General features: G+C 61.2%; 21 protein-coding genes. 13 read left to right on the top strand and 8 right to left on the bottom strand.

The features are described 5' to 3' along the window. The first annotated feature begins 30 nt into the window (after window positions 1-30). The 6 genes from ACNQFG_RS15200 to ACNQFG_RS15175 all read left to right on the top strand — a co-directional run bounded on the left by ACNQFG_RS15200 (window position 31) and on the right by ACNQFG_RS15175 (window position 5,135). Window positions 31-921, top strand: coding sequence for an HAD family hydrolase (locus ACNQFG_RS15200; protein WP_423405476.1), 891 nt, complete (start codon window positions 31-33; stop codon window positions 919-921). After that, the gene (locus tag ACNQFG_RS15195; protein WP_423405475.1) at window positions 918-1,412 is read left to right on the top strand and encodes a DNA-deoxyinosine glycosylase; all 495 of its coding nucleotides are present in this window, start codon (window positions 918-920) and stop codon (window positions 1,410-1,412) included. The genes ACNQFG_RS15200 and ACNQFG_RS15195 overlap by 4 nt, the downstream gene beginning before the upstream one ends. Before the next feature lie 104 nt (window positions 1,413-1,516). Next, on the top strand, window positions 1,517-2,140 hold the full coding sequence (locus ACNQFG_RS15190; RefSeq protein WP_423405474.1) for a 5-bromo-4-chloroindolyl phosphate hydrolysis family protein: 624 nt from the start codon (window positions 1,517-1,519) through the stop codon (window positions 2,138-2,140). A 64-nt stretch (window positions 2,141-2,204) separates the two neighbouring features. Further along, the gene (locus tag ACNQFG_RS15185; protein ID WP_423405473.1) at window positions 2,205-3,359 is read left to right on the top strand and encodes a toxic anion resistance protein; all 1,155 of its coding nucleotides are present in this window, start codon (window positions 2,205-2,207) and stop codon (window positions 3,357-3,359) included. 1 nt (window position 3,360) lies between these two features. Beyond that, the gene (locus tag ACNQFG_RS15180) at window positions 3,361-4,119 is read left to right on the top strand and encodes a LemA (RefSeq protein ID WP_423405472.1); all 759 of its coding nucleotides are present in this window, start codon (window positions 3,361-3,363) and stop codon (window positions 4,117-4,119) included. Further along, window positions 4,116-5,135 (top strand): TPM domain-containing protein, encoded by a 1,020-nt coding sequence (locus ACNQFG_RS15175; protein WP_423405471.1) that lies wholly within the window; start codon window positions 4,116-4,118, stop codon window positions 5,133-5,135. Before ACNQFG_RS15180 ends, ACNQFG_RS15175 begins: the two co-directional genes overlap by 4 nt. Window positions 5,136-5,191: 56 nt before the next feature. On the opposite strand, the gene upp is transcribed toward ACNQFG_RS15175, so the two are convergent. The 5 genes from upp to ACNQFG_RS15150 form a co-directional block, all read right to left on the bottom strand. Continuing rightward, window positions 5,192-5,818, bottom strand: coding sequence for a uracil phosphoribosyltransferase (gene upp, locus ACNQFG_RS15170; RefSeq protein ID WP_097774028.1), 627 nt, complete (start codon window positions 5,816-5,818; stop codon window positions 5,192-5,194). Window positions 5,819-5,904: 86 nt separating this feature from the next. Then, the gene (gene rpiB, locus ACNQFG_RS15165) at window positions 5,905-6,351 is read right to left on the bottom strand and encodes a ribose 5-phosphate isomerase B (protein ID WP_005942243.1); all 447 of its coding nucleotides are present in this window, start codon (window positions 6,349-6,351) and stop codon (window positions 5,905-5,907) included. A gap of 4 nt (window positions 6,352-6,355) precedes the next feature. Next, window positions 6,356-7,084 (bottom strand): tRNA (adenosine(37)-N6)-threonylcarbamoyltransferase complex dimerization subunit type 1 TsaB, encoded by a 729-nt coding sequence (tsaB, locus tag ACNQFG_RS15160; RefSeq protein WP_423405470.1) that lies wholly within the window; start codon window positions 7,082-7,084, stop codon window positions 6,356-6,358. Continuing rightward, the gene (tsaE, locus tag ACNQFG_RS15155) at window positions 7,081-7,506 is read right to left on the bottom strand and encodes a tRNA (adenosine(37)-N6)-threonylcarbamoyltransferase complex ATPase subunit type 1 TsaE (protein ID WP_423405469.1); all 426 of its coding nucleotides are present in this window, start codon (window positions 7,504-7,506) and stop codon (window positions 7,081-7,083) included. Before tsaE ends, tsaB begins: the two co-directional genes overlap by 4 nt. A 128-nt stretch (window positions 7,507-7,634) precedes the next feature. After that, window positions 7,635-8,834 carry a C25 family cysteine peptidase gene (locus ACNQFG_RS15150; RefSeq protein WP_423405468.1) on the bottom strand — a complete coding sequence of 400 codons (1,200 nt, stop codon included), beginning with the start codon at window positions 8,832-8,834 and terminating at the stop codon, window positions 7,635-7,637. Window positions 8,835-9,073: 239 nt separating this feature from the next. Here ACNQFG_RS15150 and ACNQFG_RS15145 point away from each other — a divergent pair, with 239 nt between their 5' ends. From ACNQFG_RS15145 to ACNQFG_RS15135, 3 genes are all read left to right on the top strand, one after another. Beyond that, the gene (locus ACNQFG_RS15145) at window positions 9,074-10,291 is read left to right on the top strand and encodes an FtsW/RodA/SpoVE family cell cycle protein (RefSeq protein WP_423405467.1); all 1,218 of its coding nucleotides are present in this window, start codon (window positions 9,074-9,076) and stop codon (window positions 10,289-10,291) included. Between the two features lie 24 nt (window positions 10,292-10,315). Next, on the top strand, window positions 10,316-11,197 hold the full coding sequence (locus tag ACNQFG_RS15140) for a YitT family protein (RefSeq protein ID WP_423405466.1): 882 nt from the start codon (window positions 10,316-10,318) through the stop codon (window positions 11,195-11,197). 218 nt (window positions 11,198-11,415) lie between these two features. Beyond that, complete coding sequence (locus ACNQFG_RS15135) at window positions 11,416-12,351, top strand: GTP-binding protein (protein WP_423405465.1); 936 nt, start codon at window positions 11,416-11,418, stop codon at window positions 12,349-12,351. Between the two features lie 11 nt (window positions 12,352-12,362). On the opposite strand, the gene ACNQFG_RS15130 is transcribed toward ACNQFG_RS15135, so the two are convergent. Genes ACNQFG_RS15130 through ACNQFG_RS15120 form a run of 3 tightly spaced genes read right to left on the bottom strand, consistent with a single transcriptional unit; the run spans window position 12,363 to window position 14,331 of the window. After that, the gene (locus tag ACNQFG_RS15130) at window positions 12,363-13,400 is read right to left on the bottom strand and encodes a sensor histidine kinase (RefSeq protein WP_423405464.1); all 1,038 of its coding nucleotides are present in this window, start codon (window positions 13,398-13,400) and stop codon (window positions 12,363-12,365) included. Further along, a complete protein-coding gene (locus ACNQFG_RS15125) occupies window positions 13,352-13,615 on the bottom strand; it encodes a hypothetical protein (RefSeq protein WP_423405463.1) in 264 nt (87 codons plus the stop codon). The genes ACNQFG_RS15130 and ACNQFG_RS15125 overlap by 49 nt, the downstream gene beginning before the upstream one ends. After that, window positions 13,612-14,331 carry a response regulator transcription factor gene (locus ACNQFG_RS15120; protein WP_118553623.1) on the bottom strand — a complete coding sequence of 240 codons (720 nt, stop codon included), beginning with the start codon at window positions 14,329-14,331 and terminating at the stop codon, window positions 13,612-13,614. Before ACNQFG_RS15120 ends, ACNQFG_RS15125 begins: the two co-directional genes overlap by 4 nt. A gap of 174 nt (window positions 14,332-14,505) precedes the next feature. On the opposite strand from ACNQFG_RS15120, the gene ACNQFG_RS15115 reads away from it, so the two are divergent. The 4 genes from ACNQFG_RS15115 (at window position 14,506) to ACNQFG_RS15100 (ending at window position 17,763) form a co-directional block, all read left to right on the top strand. Next, on the top strand, window positions 14,506-15,432 hold the full coding sequence (locus ACNQFG_RS15115; protein ID WP_423405462.1) for an ABC transporter ATP-binding protein: 927 nt from the start codon (window positions 14,506-14,508) through the stop codon (window positions 15,430-15,432). Window position 15,433: 1 nt separating this feature from the next. Beyond that, entirely contained in the window at window positions 15,434-16,183 is a 750-nt protein-coding gene (locus ACNQFG_RS15110; protein WP_423405461.1) for an ABC transporter permease, read from the top strand. 4 nt (window positions 16,184-16,187) lie between these two features. After that, window positions 16,188-16,922, top strand: a complete 735-nt coding sequence (locus tag ACNQFG_RS15105; RefSeq protein WP_423405460.1) for an ABC transporter permease — start codon at window positions 16,188-16,190, stop codon at window positions 16,920-16,922. 94 nt (window positions 16,923-17,016) lie between these two features. After that, window positions 17,017-17,763, top strand: a complete 747-nt coding sequence (locus tag ACNQFG_RS15100; protein ID WP_423405459.1) for a transglycosylase domain-containing protein — start codon at window positions 17,017-17,019, stop codon at window positions 17,761-17,763. Window positions 17,764-17,826 lie beyond the last annotated feature (63 nt).

The following is a 17,826-nucleotide window of genomic DNA, read 5'->3' as shown; positions in this document are numbered from 1 at the left end:
GAACATATTATAAAAGCAAGGGAGAACACCATGCAATATCAACTTCTGGCAAGTGATTTCGATAACACGCTGGTCCCCTTCGGGGAGCCGAAGCCCCACCCGGCGGTGGTCCGGGCCGTGAAAAAGCTGCAGGCCGCAGGCGGCAGATTTGTGCTCAGCACCGGGCGCGGATACTGCGTCGTCAACAAAGAGCAGCTGGGCGGCATCCGGTTCGATTATGCCATCACCTGCAACGGTGCCTGTGTGGTGGACAAAAACGGCACCGTCGTGGCCGAACATCCGCTGACCAACGAGGAGATGTACGCCCTCGTGGATTTCTGCGAGGATTATAACTATCCGCTGCAGTTCAATTTCAGGGATGCCTGCTACGCCTACTGCGAGTACGATGCGCTGAAGAGCTTCTACGATTCCCTGCCGAAAAGCGGCCTGGCCTGCCTGGATGGTGAGGACCAGGACCGCCACCTGATCGATATGCCCCACGCGGCCTTCGTGGTCATGCCGCCGCAGGAGCTGGCCCGCTTCCACGAAAAGTTCGGCCACCTGGGCCTGCACTTTATGCAGACGGGCGGCGTCGGCCGAGACGGCTGGTGCTACTACGACATTGTGCGCGGTGGAATGGACAAAGGCGTTGGCCTTGCCGACCTGTGCGAAAAAATGGGTCTGACACTGGCCGATGCCGTGGCGGCAGGCGATTCTGCCAACGATGTGGCCATGCTGAAGGCAGCGGGCCTTGGCTGCTGCATGGCAAACGGCACGCCGGACGCAAAGGCTGCCGCCGACCGCATCATTGGCGATGTGCGGGAGGACGGCCTGGCCGCTCTCATCGAGGAACTCTGGTTCGATGGCCCGAAGGCTGTGCCCTCCGGCCGCGACCTCGGCTCGGCCTGGGACGCGATGGAAAAGGCAGGCGTGGCGGAATGAGCTTTGCGCCGGTCTACAACGAGCACAGCCGCGCCCTCATCCTCGGTACCTGGCCCAGCCCCAAAAGCCGGGAGATGGCCTTTTACTACGGCCACCCGCAGAACCGCTTCTGGCCCATGCTGGCCGCGCTGACCGGGGAGCCGGTGCCTGCCCGTGAGGACATTGAAGCCAAAAAGCAAATCATCCTGCGCCATGGGCTGGCCCTCTGGGACACGCTGGAACGCTGCACCATCACCGGGGCGTCGGATGCGTCCATCCGGGATGTGGTCCCCAACGACATCGCAGGGCTGCTGGCAAAAGCGCCCATCGAGGCGGTGTTCTGCAATGGGGCGACGGCCTATAAGATTTATACCAACTATCTGGAACCCATCAGCGGCATCCCGGCAGTCAAGCTGCCCAGCACCAGCCCGGCAAACGCTGCCTGCCGCCCCGACCAGCTGAAAGAGATCTGGGGCGAAGCGCTGGGACCGTGGCTAAATAATAAATCTTGATTTCAAAGCTGTAAATTATTCGTGAAACGCTTGCGTTTTTCCCAAAAGGCTTTATTATGGAACCATACAGGGAGCCGCAGGCTCCCGGACAAGGAGTTCGAAACATGAGCAAGATCATCCGCACCAGAAAGCCCAGCGTTCTGCCGTGGTATGCGGCGGCGCTGGTGTTCGTGGTGCTCTGCGCGGTACTGCCGGTGTATAAGCTGTGGGCGCTTCTGGCGGCGCTGGGCGGTGCCTGCGCGGCGTTCGGCGTGGCAAAAAAAATCTGCCCGCCCCGGGTGGTGGAGCACGAAGTGCCTTTCCACACCGGTGTGGAGGATGTGGACGCGATGCTCACCGGGATGCAGAAGCAGCTGGATACTCTCCACGCCCTGAACGAGGCCCTGCCGGACCCGAACCTCTCGGCGGCGATGACCCGCATGGAAAAGGCGGGCCGCTCCATCGTGGAGACGGTGGAGGCCTGCCCCGCCAAGGCCAAACAGGTGCGTCGGTTCGCAAACTATTACCTGCCGGATGCGGTGAACGTTCTGCAGCAGTATGCAAAGCTGGCCCGACAGGGCGTCAAGGGCGAGAACGCCGCTTCCATCCGCGCGGAAGTGGAGCACAATGCTGCTTCCATTGCCACGGCGTTTGAAAACCAGCTGGATGCCCTGTACGCCGCCGAGAGCATGGACCTTTCTGCAGATATCACGGTGCTGCAGAACATGCTCAAGGGCCAGGGCTTATAACGGAAGACCGGCGCAGGCCGCCGTGCGGCAGGCGCTGTTGGAACTGGAAAGGACGGAATCAACAATGGCTGATAACAATACCCTGAATTTTGACCTCGATGCACCCGCAGTACCCACCCTGACGCTGGACCCCGCTCCCGCTGCTGCGCCGGTGGAGGAGAAGAAGGAAGCCCCCGCCCCCGCCGCACCGGAAGTCCGGCTGACCCCGGAGGAGCAGGCGATGGTGGATTCCTTCGCGGAAAAGATCGATATTACCAACAGCCAGCAGGTGCTGCAGTACGGCTCCGCCTGTCAGAAGAAGATCGGCGATTTCTCCGAGGCTGCGCTCTCCAAGGTGTCCACCAAGGATCTGGGCGAAGTGGGCGATATGATCACCAGCCTGATCGGTGAGCTGAAGAGCTTTGATGCCGGTGAGGAGGAGAAAAAGGGCATTCTGGGCTTCTTCAAGAAGAAGGGCGACCAGCTGGATGCCATGAAGATGAAGTACAACAAGGCCGAGACCAACGTGGAAAAGATCCAGTCCATGCTGGAGGGCCATCAGGTGCAGCTGCTCAAGGACATCGCCATGCTGGATAAGATGTATGATCTGAACATGGCCTACTTCAAGGAGCTGAGCATGTATATCCTGGCCGGCAAAAAGAAGCTGGCCGATGTGCGCGCAAACGAGCTGCAGCAGGCCATGGACAAGGCCAAGGCTTCCGGCCTGCCGGAGGATGCACAGGCGGCTCGTGATCTGGCCGACCAGTGCGAACGCTTTGAGAAGAAGCTCTATGATCTGGAGCTGACCCGCAACATCAGCCTGCAGATGGGGCCGCAGATCCGCCTTTTGCAGAACAACAATACCATGATGGCAGAGAAGATCCAGTCTACCATCGTCAACACCATCCCCCTGTGGAAGAACCAGATGGTGCTGGCACTGGGTCTGGCCCACAGCCAGCAGGCCATGCAGGCCGAACGTGCCGTGACCGACATGACCAACGACCTGCTCAAGAAGAACGCCGAGGCCCTGAAGATGGGTACCATCGAGACCGCAAAGGAGAGCCAGCGCGGTGTGGTGGACATCGAGACCCTGCAGCAGACCAACAAGAGCCTGATCGAGACGCTGGACGAGCTGAACAAGATCCAGAGCGAGGGCCGCGCAAAGCGTGCTGCCGCCGAGCAGGAGCTGAACCGCATCGAGGACGAACTGAAAGCAAAAATGATGGAGATCCGGAGCTGAGATGGCAAACGCAGATTTTTCCAGAAACCAGAATCAAAATCCCGGCGGTTTTGACGCGGGCAGCTACCGCGAGGCGGCACCGAAGACCGAAACGGCCCGCCTGACCCCGGCACAACAGAAGCTGGCCGGGCTGGAAACGGCCCTTCCGGCGGCACTGCGCACCCAGGGCGCGGCCCTTGCGCTGAGCGTGGTGGTGATGCTGGCGGCCTTTTTGGGCTTTGGCAGCGCCAAGCTCAAGGCCAAGGCCAACGAAGCCGCCAAGTGGTACACCGTCGGCGTTTCAGCCGATGGCGGCTACACCCTGAGCGAAGAGCTGACCACCCGCGCCAACACGGCGGCGAACATCCTCACCACCGGTGTCAATACGCTGGGGGCCGACAACGCCGAGGTGCAGGCCGCACAGAGCGCGCTGAGCGATTTTACCGCCTGTCTGGAAGCCGTGCAGAACGGCGGCAAAAGTCAGGCACTCACCTCGCTGCCCTATTATCAGGGTAGCACGATGCATGCGCTGTATCAGGCCGATGCCGCCCTGGGCGCGGCCATCGATCAGCTCTACGCAAAGCTGCAGGAGCAGGCCGCAGATCCCATGAAGATGGGCGCAGTGCAGGGGCAGTACGGCCAGTTCAACAGTGCGGCTACCATCATCGGCAACCTGACCTATAACGAAAAGGTCTACGCGTATCAGAAGGACACCGGCGGCTTTCCGGCCAGTGTGCTGAAAAGCCTGTTCGGTGTAAAGGAGGTTGAACCCTTCGCATGAAAACAATGAAACGATTTGCTTCCCGGCTGTGCGCCGTGCTGCTGGTTCTGACGGTCGGCGTCACGGCGCTGGTGCCTGCTGCCTTTGCGGCCAAGGCCCAGCTGCCCAGCCTGCCCAGCGACCAGTGCGTCGTGGACGATGCCAATGTCCTGAGCGACAGCACCACCACGACGATCGAGAACCTCAACGCCCAGCTGACCGAACAGTGCAGCGGGGCACAGATCGGTGTGCTGACCGTGGAGTACACGGGCAGCGTCTCCACCGAGGACTACGCCGTGCAGGCCGCCAACGCCTGGGGGCTGGGCAGCTCCAGCAACAACAACGGTGTGCTGATCCTGCTGGTGATGCAGTCCCAGCAGTATGCGGACGGCGACTATTATCTGGCGACAGGCGACGGCTTCCGCAACACCACGCTGGAAAGTCAGGCCAGTGCCCTCGCTCAGACCATGGAGGACAGCTTTGCGGCGGGCGACTATGACGCCGCCGTGACCACCTGTGCCCAGAATGTGGCCAGCACCATTGCCGACATCTACGGCGTGACCCTGAGTGGCACGACCGGCAGCACCGGCACGGTGGGCAATGGCAATACGGGCAGTTACAATGATTCCTATTACGATGCCCCGGCGGCATCCTATCAATCGCCCTTCGTGACGCTTCTGTCCGTTCTGATCATCCTGTTTGCCCTGAAGGTGATCTTCAGCGGCATCCGGCATGGCATGGGCGGTGGCGGTTTCGGCCCCTTCTTCGGCTTTGGTCTGGGCTACGGTCTGGGCAGCCGGCGCCGCCGCAGACCTCCGTATGACGACTGGGGCCCCGGCGGCCCGCGCGGCCCCAGAGGCCCCCGCCCGCCGCGCGGCGGCGGGCCGCGTCCTCCCCGTGGGGGCGGCGGCTTCGGCGGAGGTTCCTTTGGCGGCGGCATGGGCGGCGGACGCTCCGGCGGCAGTTTTGGCGGCGGCGGGAGCTTCCACGCGGGCGGCGGTTCGTTCCATGGCGGCGGCGGTGGCCGCGGCAGATAAACAACAAAAAATGGCTGTGCAGCCGGGCTGCACAGCCATTTTTCGTTCGGTTGAGATTACTTGGTGCCGTAGATGCGGTCGCCTGCGTCGCCCAGACCGGGAACGATATAGCCGTTCTCGTTCAGGTGGTCATCCTCTGCACCGAGGTAGATATCCACATCAGGGTGTGCCTCGTGCAGGGCCTTGATGCCTTCGGGAGCGGCGATCAGGCCGATGAACTTGATGCGCTTTGCGCCATGCTTCTTGATCTGGGTGATGGCATCAATGGCGCTGCCGCCGGTGGCCAGCATCGGGTCCAGAACCAGAACATCACGCTCTGCAATGTCCTGCGGCAGCTTGCAGAAGTACTCCACGGGCTGCAGGGTCTCCTCGTCGCGGTACAGGCCGATGAAGCCCACCTTTGCAGCGGGCAGCAGGGTCAGCATACCGTCCAGCATACCCATGCCTGCGCGCAGGATGGGCACCAGAGCCAGCTTGCGGCCAGCCAGCACCTTAGTCTTTGCCATGGTGATGGGTGTTTCGATCTCCACCTCTTCCAGAGGCAGGTCACGGGTCGCTTCGTAGCACAGCAGGGTTGCGATCTCGCCAACGAGGTCACGGAACTCCTTGGTGCCGGTCTGCTTGTTGCGCAGAATGCTCAGCTTGTGCTGCAGCAGCGGATGCTCAACGATCATCGGGGTCATAAAAACCACGCTCCTTATTTTAAATAGATAACTCTATCGGGTCCAAGATTACGATTTAAAACAGCTCCGCATACGCTTCGCCATGATCAGCGGTTCTCCAGTGCGGTCAGCTTGTCGATGCGGCGCTGATGGCGGCCGCCCTCAAACTCCGTATTCAGGAAGAGATCCACCAGCTGGCAGGCAAGGCCGGGGCCGACCACGCGGCCACCCATGCACAGAGCATTGGCATCGTTGTGGCGGCGGGTATACTCGCAGCTGAAGCTGTCAGAGCAGCAGCAGGCACGAATGCCCTTGATCTTGTTTGCTGCCATGCTGATGCCCACGCCGGTGCCGCAGAACAGCAGTGCCTTGCTGCACTCGCCGCTCACAACTGCATCGCAGGCGGGCACGGCCATATCGGGGTAATCCACGCTGTCGGTGCTATGGGTGCCAAAATCAATGTATTCCAGCCCCAGCTCCTTCAGATGCGCCTTGACAGCTTCTTTCAGTTCAAATCCGCCGTGGTCAGCGGCCAGTGCAATGGGTTTTGCCATGGTCTTAGTCCTTTCCATTATCCGTTTTGATGTTCTGGGCGGCTTCGGCGGCAAGGCGCTCTGCGCGCTCCCGCTCGGCCTGACTCAGGCGGTGGTAGTCCGGCAGAAGGGCTTCGGGCAGGACGGCTTCGCCCCGCTCGGCCATCTGCTTTGCCACCAGCGCAACGGCTGCGGCCCGCCCGCCCCGCAGGGCAGGCGGCACACAGAGCACACCCGGAACATTGCCGTATTTATTATAGCACAGAGATGCGCCATCACCAACAAAAAACAGGGGCTTTTTGCAATTTTCTACAAAATCGGCCAGATCTGCCACCGCCCGGGCATCGTCTTCCAGCAGGCGGCTGTGGGTGGCAAGGTCGAACGCGGCACTGTATACCTGCGCACGGCGGGCATCCAGTGCGCACAGCACGGTGCCCTCGCCCGTGTGGGCTGCGGCCAGTGCTTCCAGCGTGGAGACCGGTGCGCACAGCGTTTCCCGCGGGAAGGCCAGACCCTTGACCGCCGCCAGACCGATGCGCAGCCCGGTAAAACTGCCGGGGCCGGCATTGACGCCGAACAGGTCGATGTCCCTGCAGGTCAGGCCGCAGAGCCTGAGGCAGCCGTCGATGAGGGGCATCAGCGTTTCGCTGTGGGTCATCCCGGCATCCAGATAGCACTCATACAGCAGGCGGTCGCCCTGCATCAGGGCCACGCCGACGGTCTTTCCGGCGGTGTCCACGGCTAAAATGTTCATAGTTCGACCCCCTCGATGGTGATGCGGCGGGTGGTATCGTCCAGCCGCTCGATGTGGATGCGGATGGGGTTTTCCAGTGCCAGCAGGTCTGCAAAGTTCTCGCTCCACTCTGCTGCCACAATGGCCCCCTGATCCAAATAATCGTAAAAGCCTGCAGCACACAGGTCGTTCTCAGTGGAAATACGGTACAGGTCAAAATGTGCGAACGGGCGCGGGCCGCGGTAGTAGTTCACAATGGCAAAGGTTGGGCTGGACACCGGGTCGGTGCAGCCAAGGCCCTCGGCAAGGCCCTCGGTAAAGGCGGTCTTGCCCGCGCCCAGCCCGCCGGTGAACGCGATGAGGGAGCCGTCCGGCAGGGCAGCGGCCAGCCGCCTGCCCAGTGCCACGGTCTCCTCCCGCGAAGTCGTGATGAATTGAGACATAAGATGCACTCCCATCTGGAGGCTCAATCCGCCCCGGCGGACCGAAGGCGGGACTGAGGGGTTTGAAAAGAGGATGGCAGATTTCTGCCATCCCCCAGTATACTATAAATCGCCTCAAAGTGCAACGCTTACGCGGCCTGCTGCATGGGCGTCTCGTCGGCAGGCTCTTCGATGCTGGGCAGGGCCGCGTCGGCATCGCCCAGCAGCATGGTGTAGGCCGCCGCCGCATGGGGGCGCTTGCCACCCTGCGCGTTGTACCAGACGAGGTCGTCTGTGCCATAGGTCGCCTGCGCGTGTGCTACGGCCTGCCCGATGCTCTGCCCCAGGATGAGGTGGTTGACCGTGTCCCACAGCATACTGCGGGAATACACCGAGTAGACATTGTTCACATAGCCCACCACAGCGGAGGCTCCGCCTGCCAGCAGGGCGTTTGCCATCGAGAGGTCGATGCTGTCGTCCACACCCAGGAACTCGCAGGTCTCGGAGTAGACGAGGGTGTCCTTCAGCTGGCCGAAGCGGTAGGCATTCTTGAAGAAGCCCGCCGTGACGCAGTATCGGCCGTTGATCTTGATGACCCGGTGGGCCAGCAGGTCAAAGCCATAGAAAAGGTCCCGCGTCATGCTGGATTCCTCCGTCAGCAGGATGACCGGTTCGGTGCGCAGCTGCCGGAACAGGCCGCGTGCGTAGGTGTAGTACGCGCCGTGGGTGCTCAGGATGCACAGGTCGTAACGGCCCATCCTGCGCAGGTCTGCCACTGTGACCATCGTGTCGATACGGGTGTTCAGCCCCATGGCCGTCCAGAAGCCTTTCATATAAGAGTAATAAGGATAGCGGGAGCTGTTGACCGTGTTGTCGAAGGCATAGTAGATCATGGCCGAGCCAAGATTTCCGCGGGGGGCATTGGACATCTCCTGCAGATCGGCCGAGGGCGTCTGGGAGAGGGTCACGGCGGCGTTTTCCTCTTCCGGGTCATCCACGAGGATGCCGCCCTGCACACCGCAGCTGTAGGAGAAACTGACCATGCCGTTCGCTTCGTCTATGTAGATCGAGCGCACCGAAACAAGGCCCTGTTCCGCCAGCTGCTGGAGCTGGGCCTGTGCGGCGGCAAAGCGCTCGGCGCGGGAGAGCGCAGCAAAATCGCCGCTGTCCGTCAGGGCCGCAACGGCGCTGTCCGCCTCCTGCATCTGGGCCGCATCCTCGCGGGTCAGGGTGTTGGAAACGGCCAGGTCGTCTGCCCCGGCTGCCAGCGCGGCAGTGGGGAAGAGGGCAGCGAGCAAAAAGCTCAATGCGCAGAGCGCAGATAAAAATCGTTGAACGGGTGCTTTCATGCAAAAAGTCCTCCAGAGGGCCTGCCCATCGGCAGGGCTTCCACGTCCATTGTAGAGGGTCTGTTTCGCTTTGTCAAGGCCGGTCGGCAGGATTTTGCAAAGCTGTCACAGCCGCACGAAAAATCTGTGAAAAATACGCCCCGTCTTGCGCAGAATCACGCATTGCTGTATAATACACTAAAATGGGGGAGCAGCGGAAAAAAGCTCCCCCTGCTGGAACACGAAAGGGCGGTGCTTCTTTGGAAAGCATTCGACAATATTTTAAACGAACGGATAAGATCTATCTGCTGCTGTGCATCTTCAGCAGCGTAATGGCCTGTGTGGCACTGTCGTCCTGGGCGGCGAAACAGGGCAATGGATTTGCCGTGGATGAGCTTACGGGCCAGATCACCGGCATCGGCGATTACCGCCGCGCGCTGGTGCAGGCCGGTGCGGCGGTGCTTGGCATCGTGATCGCGCTGCTGCTCTCCTGCATCGACTACCGCAGCCTTGTCAAGGTGTGGCCGGTGCATGTAGCCCTGACATGGGGTCTGGTGCTGCCCACGCTGTTCATCCGCAATGTGGCCATCGGCCCGCTGACCATCGGCTTCAACGCCGGTGACACCGACAACTACTCCTGGTACAAGCTGGGCGGCTTTACCTTCCAGCCCACGGAGCTGGCAAAGATCAGCTTTATCCTTACCTTTGCCATGCACCTGAACAATGTGCGCAGCCGCATCAACGAGCCAAAGGAGCTGGTAAAGCTTCTGCTGCATCTGGCCGTGCCCATCCTTATCATCCACATTCAGGGCGACGACGGCACCGCCATCATCTACGCCATCATCGGCTGCTGCATGATGTTTGCAGCGGGCCTGAGCTGGAAGTATATCATCGGTGCCATTTCGGCAGCAGCTGTGGCCGTGGCGGCGGCGTTTGCCTTTTTCAGCGATAAGATCGGCAAGGGCTACCAGTGGTACCGCATTCTGGCCGTTATCGACCCGGAGAATTCCACCGGCTGGGCACCCAACGAAGCCACTTGGAAAAACATCATCTACCAGCAGCAGCGCGGCGAGATCGCCATCGGCTCCGGCGGCATCTTCGGCAACGGCCTGTTCAGCGGCCGGTACTACAGCGTGCCCAATGCCCACAACGACTTTATTCTCAGCTGGATGGGCAATGTCATTGGCTTTGCGGGCTGCTGTGTGGTGCTGGGGGTGCTGTTCGCCATCGTCATCAAGACCTTTCCCACCGGTGCGCGCAGCGAGGACCTGCTGGGCAGCTATATCTGCGCCGGCATCGGCGGTGCTCTGATGGCGCAGATCGCCGTGAATGTAGGCATGAACCTGCGGGTGCTGCCGGTCATCGGCGTCACCCTGCCCTTCTATTCTGCGGGCGGCAGCTCGGTGTTGATGCTGTATATCTGCGTCGGGCTGGTGCTGTCGGTCTATATCCACAATACGAAAAAACTGTTTGGTTGATTAGGAAAAAGGAAAAGAGAGTTTATGGAAACATCTGCGGAAATGACCCAGCGGGAAAAAGTGATGAAGTACGTCAAGCAGTACGTCCTCATCACACTGAGCATCTCCATCATGTCGGTGGGCGTGTACTTCTTCAAATTCCCCAACAACTTCGTCTTTGGCGGCGTGACCGGTACGGCGGCTCTGGTGGCCAAGCTGACCCCGATGTCGGCCTCAGCTTTCTCCTCGGCGGCGAACCTCGTGCTGCTGGTGGTGGGCCTCATCTTTCTGGGCAAAGAGTTCGCCATGACCACGGGCTATGCGACCTTTGTGATGTCGGTGGAGCTGATGGTTTTTGAAAAGATTTGCCCCCTCAGCGGCCCGCTGTCCGACCAGCCCATGCTGGACCTGCTCTTCGCCATTGCGCTGCCGGCCATCGCCTCGGCACTGCTGTTCAATGTGGGCGCATCGTCCGGCGGCACCGACATCATCGCCCTCATCGTGGAAAAATACACCCACATCCACAGTATCGCGGTCGCGCTGTTCATCACCGACCTGTTCATGGTCATCGCAGCCTGCTTCGTCTTCGACCTGTACACGGCACTCTATTCCTTCGTAGGTCTGACGGTCAAATCGCTGGTCATCGACGCTGTGCTGGAAAAGATCAAGATGTGCAAGGCCATCCTCATCGTCTGTGATGAAAAGAAACCCATCTGCGATTTCGTCATGCGCAAGCTGATGCGCGGCGCGACCTATACGCCCTGCTTCGGTGCCTACACCGATAAGCCCCACTACATTATCTACACCACCCTCACCCGCCACGAGGCCGACCAGTTGCAGGAGTTCATCCACAAAGAGCATCTGAACGCCTTCATGTCCATGCTGAGCACCACCGAGGTCTTCGGCAAGGGCTTCAACCACGCATAAGAGAAAAGAATCCTCCGGACGCTGATGCAGTGCGCTGCACCGGCGTCTTTTTTGGCCGCGATCCGGTGGGCCGCTGAATCGGTATGTACCACATCGAGGATGGAAGTGTAGAGTTTCTATAAGGACCAGACAAGGGGAGGGCCATGCGCCTTCCCCTTGCTTGTTTTTGCCGGTTATAGTATACTGACCCTGAAATCAAAACAGCGGAGGGGACAACGATGGTACAGGTAGACCTTATCACCGGCTTTCTGGGCGCAGGCAAAACCACCTTTCTGCGTCGGTATGTCCGGTATCTGGTGGCACAGGGCCACAATGTCTGCATTCTGGAAAACGACTTCGGCGCAGTGAACGTGGATGCCATGCTGGTGCAGGACCTTCTTGGCCCGAACTGCGACCTTGAGACCATCAGCGGCGGATGCGACTGCGACACCCACCAGCGCCGGATGCGCACCAAGCTCATTGCCATGGCCATGCGCGGGTTCGACCGGGTGGTGGTGGAACCCAGCGGCATCTTTGATGTGGACGAGTTTTTTGATGTGCTGCGGGACGACCCGCTGGACCGCTGGTATCACATCGGCAATGTAATCGCCATAGTGGATGCGCTGTTGCCGGAGACCCTCTCGGCGCAGGCCGATTATATCCTGGCGTCCGAGGCGGCCAACGCAGGGAGGGTGGTGTTCAGCCGGAGCCAGTTGGCCGACGCTGCGGACATGCAGGCCGCACAGGAACATCTGCGCCGTGCATTGACCGCCTGCAAGTGCAGCCGGAGCTTCCAGCCCGGCGAGTTTCTGACCAAAGACTGGGCCGACCTGACGGATGCCGACTTCGCGGCCCTCGACTGCTGCGGCTATCGGCAGGCCAGCTGCGAAAAGCTGCATTTTGACGAGCACAGGGCCTTTGGTTCGGCCTATTTTCTGGAATTGGGCCTGCCGCGGGAGCAGCTGGAACGGAACATCCCGTCGCTGTTCACCGACCCCGCCTGCGGCCATGTGCTGCGGGTGAAGGGCTTCGTGCGGGATGCAGGCGGCTGGGTGGAGCTGAACGCTACCGCCGACGGCCTGACCGCTGCGGGCATTCCCAATGGGCAGGATGTGCTCATCGTCATTGGCGAGGGGCTGGAGAAGGAGAAGATCGAAGAGAAGCTGAAACGGTGAGGTCTGCCCTCTCAGGTGCTTCGCGCCAGCTCCCCCAGCGGGAGGCGGATGACCGCTCTGGCTCCATGGGGGTAGTTCTGTTCGAACACGGCAGTTCCGCCGTGAGCGGCGGCGATCTGCTCCACGACATGCAGGCCGAGGATGTGGGGAGCATCCTCAGAGGATTCCGGCTCTTTGAGCGCGGCCAGCACGGCGGGCGGGTAGCCGACGCCGTCGTCGGTGAAGGTCAGGCAGAGCTGACGGCTGCGGACCTCGGCACACAGGCAGACGGTCACCGGCTGCGGGTTGTGCCGGACGCTGTTGCTGAGCAGGTTTTCCACCAGCCGCCCCAGAAGGGCGGGGTCAGCAGAGATTTGGGCCTGTTCGGCATCGAGGGTCTGGGTCAGCGAGAGGTCGCACTGGTCGGCCAGGGGGCTGTCGCAGAACTGGGCCACCAGCTGACGCAGCAGCGGGCCGACGGTCAGCAGTTCCCGCCGGAGGGGCTGGGCTCCATATTGGAGCTTGCTGGTCAGGTTCAGATCGTCGATGAGGGTGCGCAGCCGCTCGCTCTGGGTGCGGATGCCACCGGCTTTCTGCCGTGCCGGGGCGGGCAGGGCTGCATCCTGCTCCAGCTGTTCGGCCCAGCCTAAGATCAGCGCCAGCGGGGTGCGCACATCGTGGCTGACGCCCGCGATCCACTGGGTGCGGGCATTGTCCCGCCGGGCAAGGGCCAGCAGTTCTCTGGCACCCCGCCAGCTGAGCAGAAAGCAGACGGCCAGTCCGGCCGCCAGCATCCCAAGCAGGCAGGGGAGGAGGAACCCGGCAACGTCGGTCAGCATCCCCGGCGAGGCGTAGGCCGTGTACTTCCACATGCTGCCCGGCTCCGTACCGGCCACGAACAGCCCGTAGTCCTCCGTCCAGCAGAAGACCGGGTAGTCGTCCAGATACCAGCGCGAGAACCGGGCCACATCGCTGGTAGTGTAGCGGCGGTCGAGCGTCCGGGGCAGTGCATAGCTCCAGATCACCCGGCCGTCGGCGTCCAGCACCATGGCCCAGGAGTAGCCGTCCATCCATTCTTCGGGGTGTGCTGCGGGCCGAAGGCAAGGCCGTCGGCAGTCTGCACCATGGAATCGGCAATGTTGCTGTAAGAGTATTCCCGCTGGGGGCGCTGCCCTTCCCGCCAGAGCACCCAGCCCAAAACGCTGGTGCCCAGCACGAACATCAGCAGCACGATGCCCACCGCCGCCAGCAGATACCGCCGGAGAAGGCGCGAAAAGGTTTTCATGAGCGTACCTCCCCGGCCAGTTTGTAGCCGATGCCCCGCACGGTGCGCAGAAACTGCGGCCTGCCGGGCAGGGGCTCCAGCTTTTCGCGCAGGTGGCGGATGTGGACGTTCAAACTGTTTTCACAGCCGTAGTAATCCGCGCCCCAGACGGCTTCGCACAGGGCGTCATAGGTCACGATGTGGCCCCGATTCTCGGCCAGCTTGCGCAGCAGAGCCAGTTCAGTGGCGGTCAGGGGCAGGGCGGAACCGTCCGGAAGCTGGACCAGCGCATCGTTGAGCTGGACGATACGGTCCCCCAGTGTCAGCTGCTGCGAAGCGCCCCGCGCCAGCTCGGTGCGGTAGACCCGCTGCAAAATGTGCTGTACCCGCAAGAGCAGCTCCTGCATGAGGAAGGGTTTGGTCAGATAATCGTCTGCGCCAAGGCCCAGCCCGAACAAACGGTCGGCATCGGCATCCCGTGCGGAGAGGAACAGCGCCGGGACATCCGCTTTTGCCCGCAGCGCCCGGAACAGCGAAAACCCGTCGCCGTCCGGCAGGTTGATGTCCAGCACCATCAAGTGGGGCGGTGCGGCGTCGAAGGCAGCCCGCGCAGCGGCACAGGTGGCTGCGGTGCGGATGTGGTGATACCCGGCCCCGCTCAGCTGTTCGCAGAGCAGGCGGAGCAGGTCCGGGTTGTCGTCCACCAGAAGAAGTTCGGCATCATAGATGGAAGTCATAGCGTTCGTGTTCCTTTGTGCGTTTTTTCTTCACTATACCACAAATAGCCCGGCAGAGCAGCGCTTTGCCGAAAATTTAAGGCCAAATTAAGCTCGGCTTCCGGGTGGATTAAGGCAGTGGGTGTATCCTGAACGTGTTCCGAACAACAGGAAGCACGAAAAGGAGCGGATAGCATGAAATCTGTGATCGAAACGCACGACCTTTGCAAAAGCTACCATGGTCACCCGGTGGTGGACCATTTGAACCTGACCGTCCCGGAGGGCTGTGTCTACGGCTTTTTAGGCCCCAACGGTGCGGGCAAATCCACCACCATGAAGATGCTGCTGGGGCTTGTGCACCCCACCGGCGGCAGTGTGGAGCTGCTGGGGCACACCCTGAACGAATCGAACCGCATTGCTCTGCTGCGGCAGACCGGCAGTCTGATCGAATCCCCCTCCGGCTATCTCCACCTGACGGCGCAGGAGAATCTGGCCATTGTGGCCGACTTGAAAGCCGTGGACCGGAAGGACATCGACCGGGTGCTGGACATCGTACACCTGACCAAAGACGCTGACCGGAAGGTGGGACAATATTCCCTTGGCATGAAGCAGCGGCTGGGCATTGCCATGGCGCTGCTGGGCAGCCCGAAACTGCTGATTTTAGATGAACCCACCAACGGTCTGGACCCGGCGGGCATTCAGGAGATGCGCAGCCTCATCGCCGCCATGCCACAGACCACCGGAGCCACCGTGCTGATCTCCAGCCACCTGCTGGGCGAGATCGAGCAGATGGTGGATCAGGTGGGCATCCTGAACCACGGCAAACTGCTGTTCGAGGGTTCTTTGCAGCAGCTGCAAAAACACAGCCGGGGTGGCATCCTGCTGCGGGTGCTGGATGTGTCAAAGGCCCTTGCCGTGCTGAACGAGCAGGGGATGCAGGCAGCAGCCCGGACGGAGGAGCCGGACGTCGTTCTGCTGCCGCCGCAGGACGATGCCGCGCTGGCGGCACTGGTCTGTGCGCTTGCCGAACGCGGGGCAGGTGTCGTGGGGCTGACGGCCCAGACAAAGAGCCTTGAGGATACCTTCCTCAGCCTGACCCAGAACAGCGGGGAGGTGGCGTAAGATGGAAGCTTTCCGTGCAGAACTGCAAAAAGCCCACCGTCGGCACGACCTTGCCCTCTGCCTGCTCATCCCCGGCATCGTCGTGCTGTGGGTGGGCGGCCTTGCCCCGGCAGACCCGGAGGAGCTTGCCAACGGTTACAGCGCCCTGCTTTACAGCCTGCCCGTCATTGAGGCCATTCTGATGCCGGTGATGATGGCAGTTCTGGCCTCCCGGCTGTGGGATATGGAGATCAAAGGCAACACCGCCAAGCTGCTCTACACCCTGCAAAGCCGACGCAGTCTGTTTGCAGGCAAAGCGGTCTTTGGAGTGCTGGAAGTTCTGCTGGTCACGGTGCTGGAGCTGGCCTGTGTTCCGGTGCTGGGGCGCATTCATGGTTATACCGAAGCCTTTCCCACTGGGCAGCTGGTCTATCTGTTCGTCTGTACGCTGGCTGTGGACGCAATGCTCTTCTTTGGAGAATTTCTGCTGATGCTGTGGGTGGGCAATCCCCTGCCGGCGCTCTGCGTGGGCATCGTAGGGGCGCTGGTGGGGCTGTTCTCTGCTTTTATGCCGCCGCTTGCCAGTTATTTTGTGCCCTTTGGGTACTACATCCCTCTGAGCGCCTACGAAGTGGCGAACTGGGACAAGGCCACCCACACCGTCACCTACGGCACCCGCCCCTTCAACTGGGGGCTGCTGGCCTTCACCCTTGCGCTGGGCGCTGTGCTGTTTGCCCTTGCGTGGCGTAAGGTACAGGACGAGGAGGTATAAAACCATGCTGAAACGCTGTATTCTTGCGGAGAACCGCAAACTCCACGCATCCCCCATCTGGGCCATGTTCTTTGTGCTGCCCATTCTTTCCGCCACCTATGGCACGTTCAATTATCTGCAAAATCTTGAGATCCTCACCGACGGCTGGTATAGCCTGTGGACCCAGCACACCCTGTTTTATTCCATGCTCTTCTTCCCTGCCATGGTAGCCACCTATGCTGCTTACTTGTGGCGGCTGGAACATCTGGGGCACAACTGGAACCTGATCATGGCAAGCCCCGTACCGCCGCTGGACCTGTTTGCAGCAAAGTTTGCGGTGGTGACAAAGCTGGCGCTGCTGACCCACGGCTTTGTGTTCGCGCTGTTTGTGTTCTGCGGCAAGGTATTTGCCCATCTGCCCGGCTGGCCGCCGGTTCGGCTGCCGCTCTTTCTGCTGCGAGGGTTGCTGGGCGCACTGGCCGTCATTGCCGCGCAGCTGGTGCTGGCCATGGTCATCCGCAGCTTTGCCGTGCCCATTTTTCTGGGGCTGCTGGGCGGCATTACCGGCATCTTTATCAGCTCCAAGGGTCATGGGTTGTTGTGGCCCTATTCCCTGATGCAGCTCGGTATGAACTCCAACAAAAGTGCGGATGCTCTGGCTGGCAGCTACGGGCTGTTTGCAGCCAGCTGTCTGGGGTGGCTGGTGGTGTTCTTTCTGCTGGCGCATCTTCTGCTGCGCAGAGGCGATGTCCGGGCCTGAGCGGTCTGCGGCGGAATGTTCACAAAATCTGCTTGAAAAGAACGGTGAAATCGGGTAGGATTATACCATTCAGAAGGTGAAAGGAGCGAACGCGATGCGGACACTGAAGGATCTCCTCAAACGGCTGCTGTGCTGGGCGCTGCTGCTGGCACTGCTGGTGCTGGCTGCGGCGGGGACTGTGCTGGGGGTACAGGGCTGGAAACTCTACCGTGGCACCCAGCCCGAACTCCCGGCGGCGCAGCTGTACGAGACCCTCTCGGCCCGCCCCGGATTTACCACCTGCGATGCCATCCCCCAAACCTACATCGACGCGGTCATCGCCGTGGAAGACAGCCGGTTCGAGCTGCACCACGGCGTGGACCCGGTGGCCATCGTCCGGGCGCTGTGGACAGACCTGCGCACCCACTCGCTGGCCGAGGGTGGCAGCACCCTGACCCAGCAGCTGGCAAAGAATATCTACTTCACGCAGGAGAAGCACTTTGCCCGCAAGGCGGCGGAACTTTTCGCGGCGCTGGACATCGAAAAGCACTGCTCCAAGCAGCAGATCTTTGAGATGTACGTGAATACGATCTATTTCGGCAGCGGATGCTACGGCATCGCCGAGGCGGCGGAAGGCTACTTCGGCAAGACGCCTGCGGAGCTGACCTCCGCCGAATGCGTCCTGCTGGCGGGCCTGCCCAATGCGCCGTCCGCCTACTCGCCGCATTCCAGCCCGGAGCTGGCGCTCAAGCGCTCGCAGGTGGTGCTGGACCGGATGGTCTCCTGCAAAAAGCTCACAAAGACCCAGGCCAGAGAGCTGCAGGATGAGATCGCCGCGCTGCCGGTGCTGGCAAGAACCTGACAAACTACAAAAACTCCCCTCAGCCATCCACGGCCGAGGGGAGTTTTTTGCGGAGAGGCTTTC

The organism is Faecalibacterium prausnitzii, from assembly GCF_049532945.1.
GTDB classification, from domain to species: domain Bacteria; phylum Bacillota; class Clostridia; order Oscillospirales; family Ruminococcaceae; genus Faecalibacterium; species Faecalibacterium prausnitzii_N.
The sequence above is the reverse complement of the archived record's forward strand: the minus strand, read 5'-3'. Positions and strand labels throughout refer to the sequence as shown.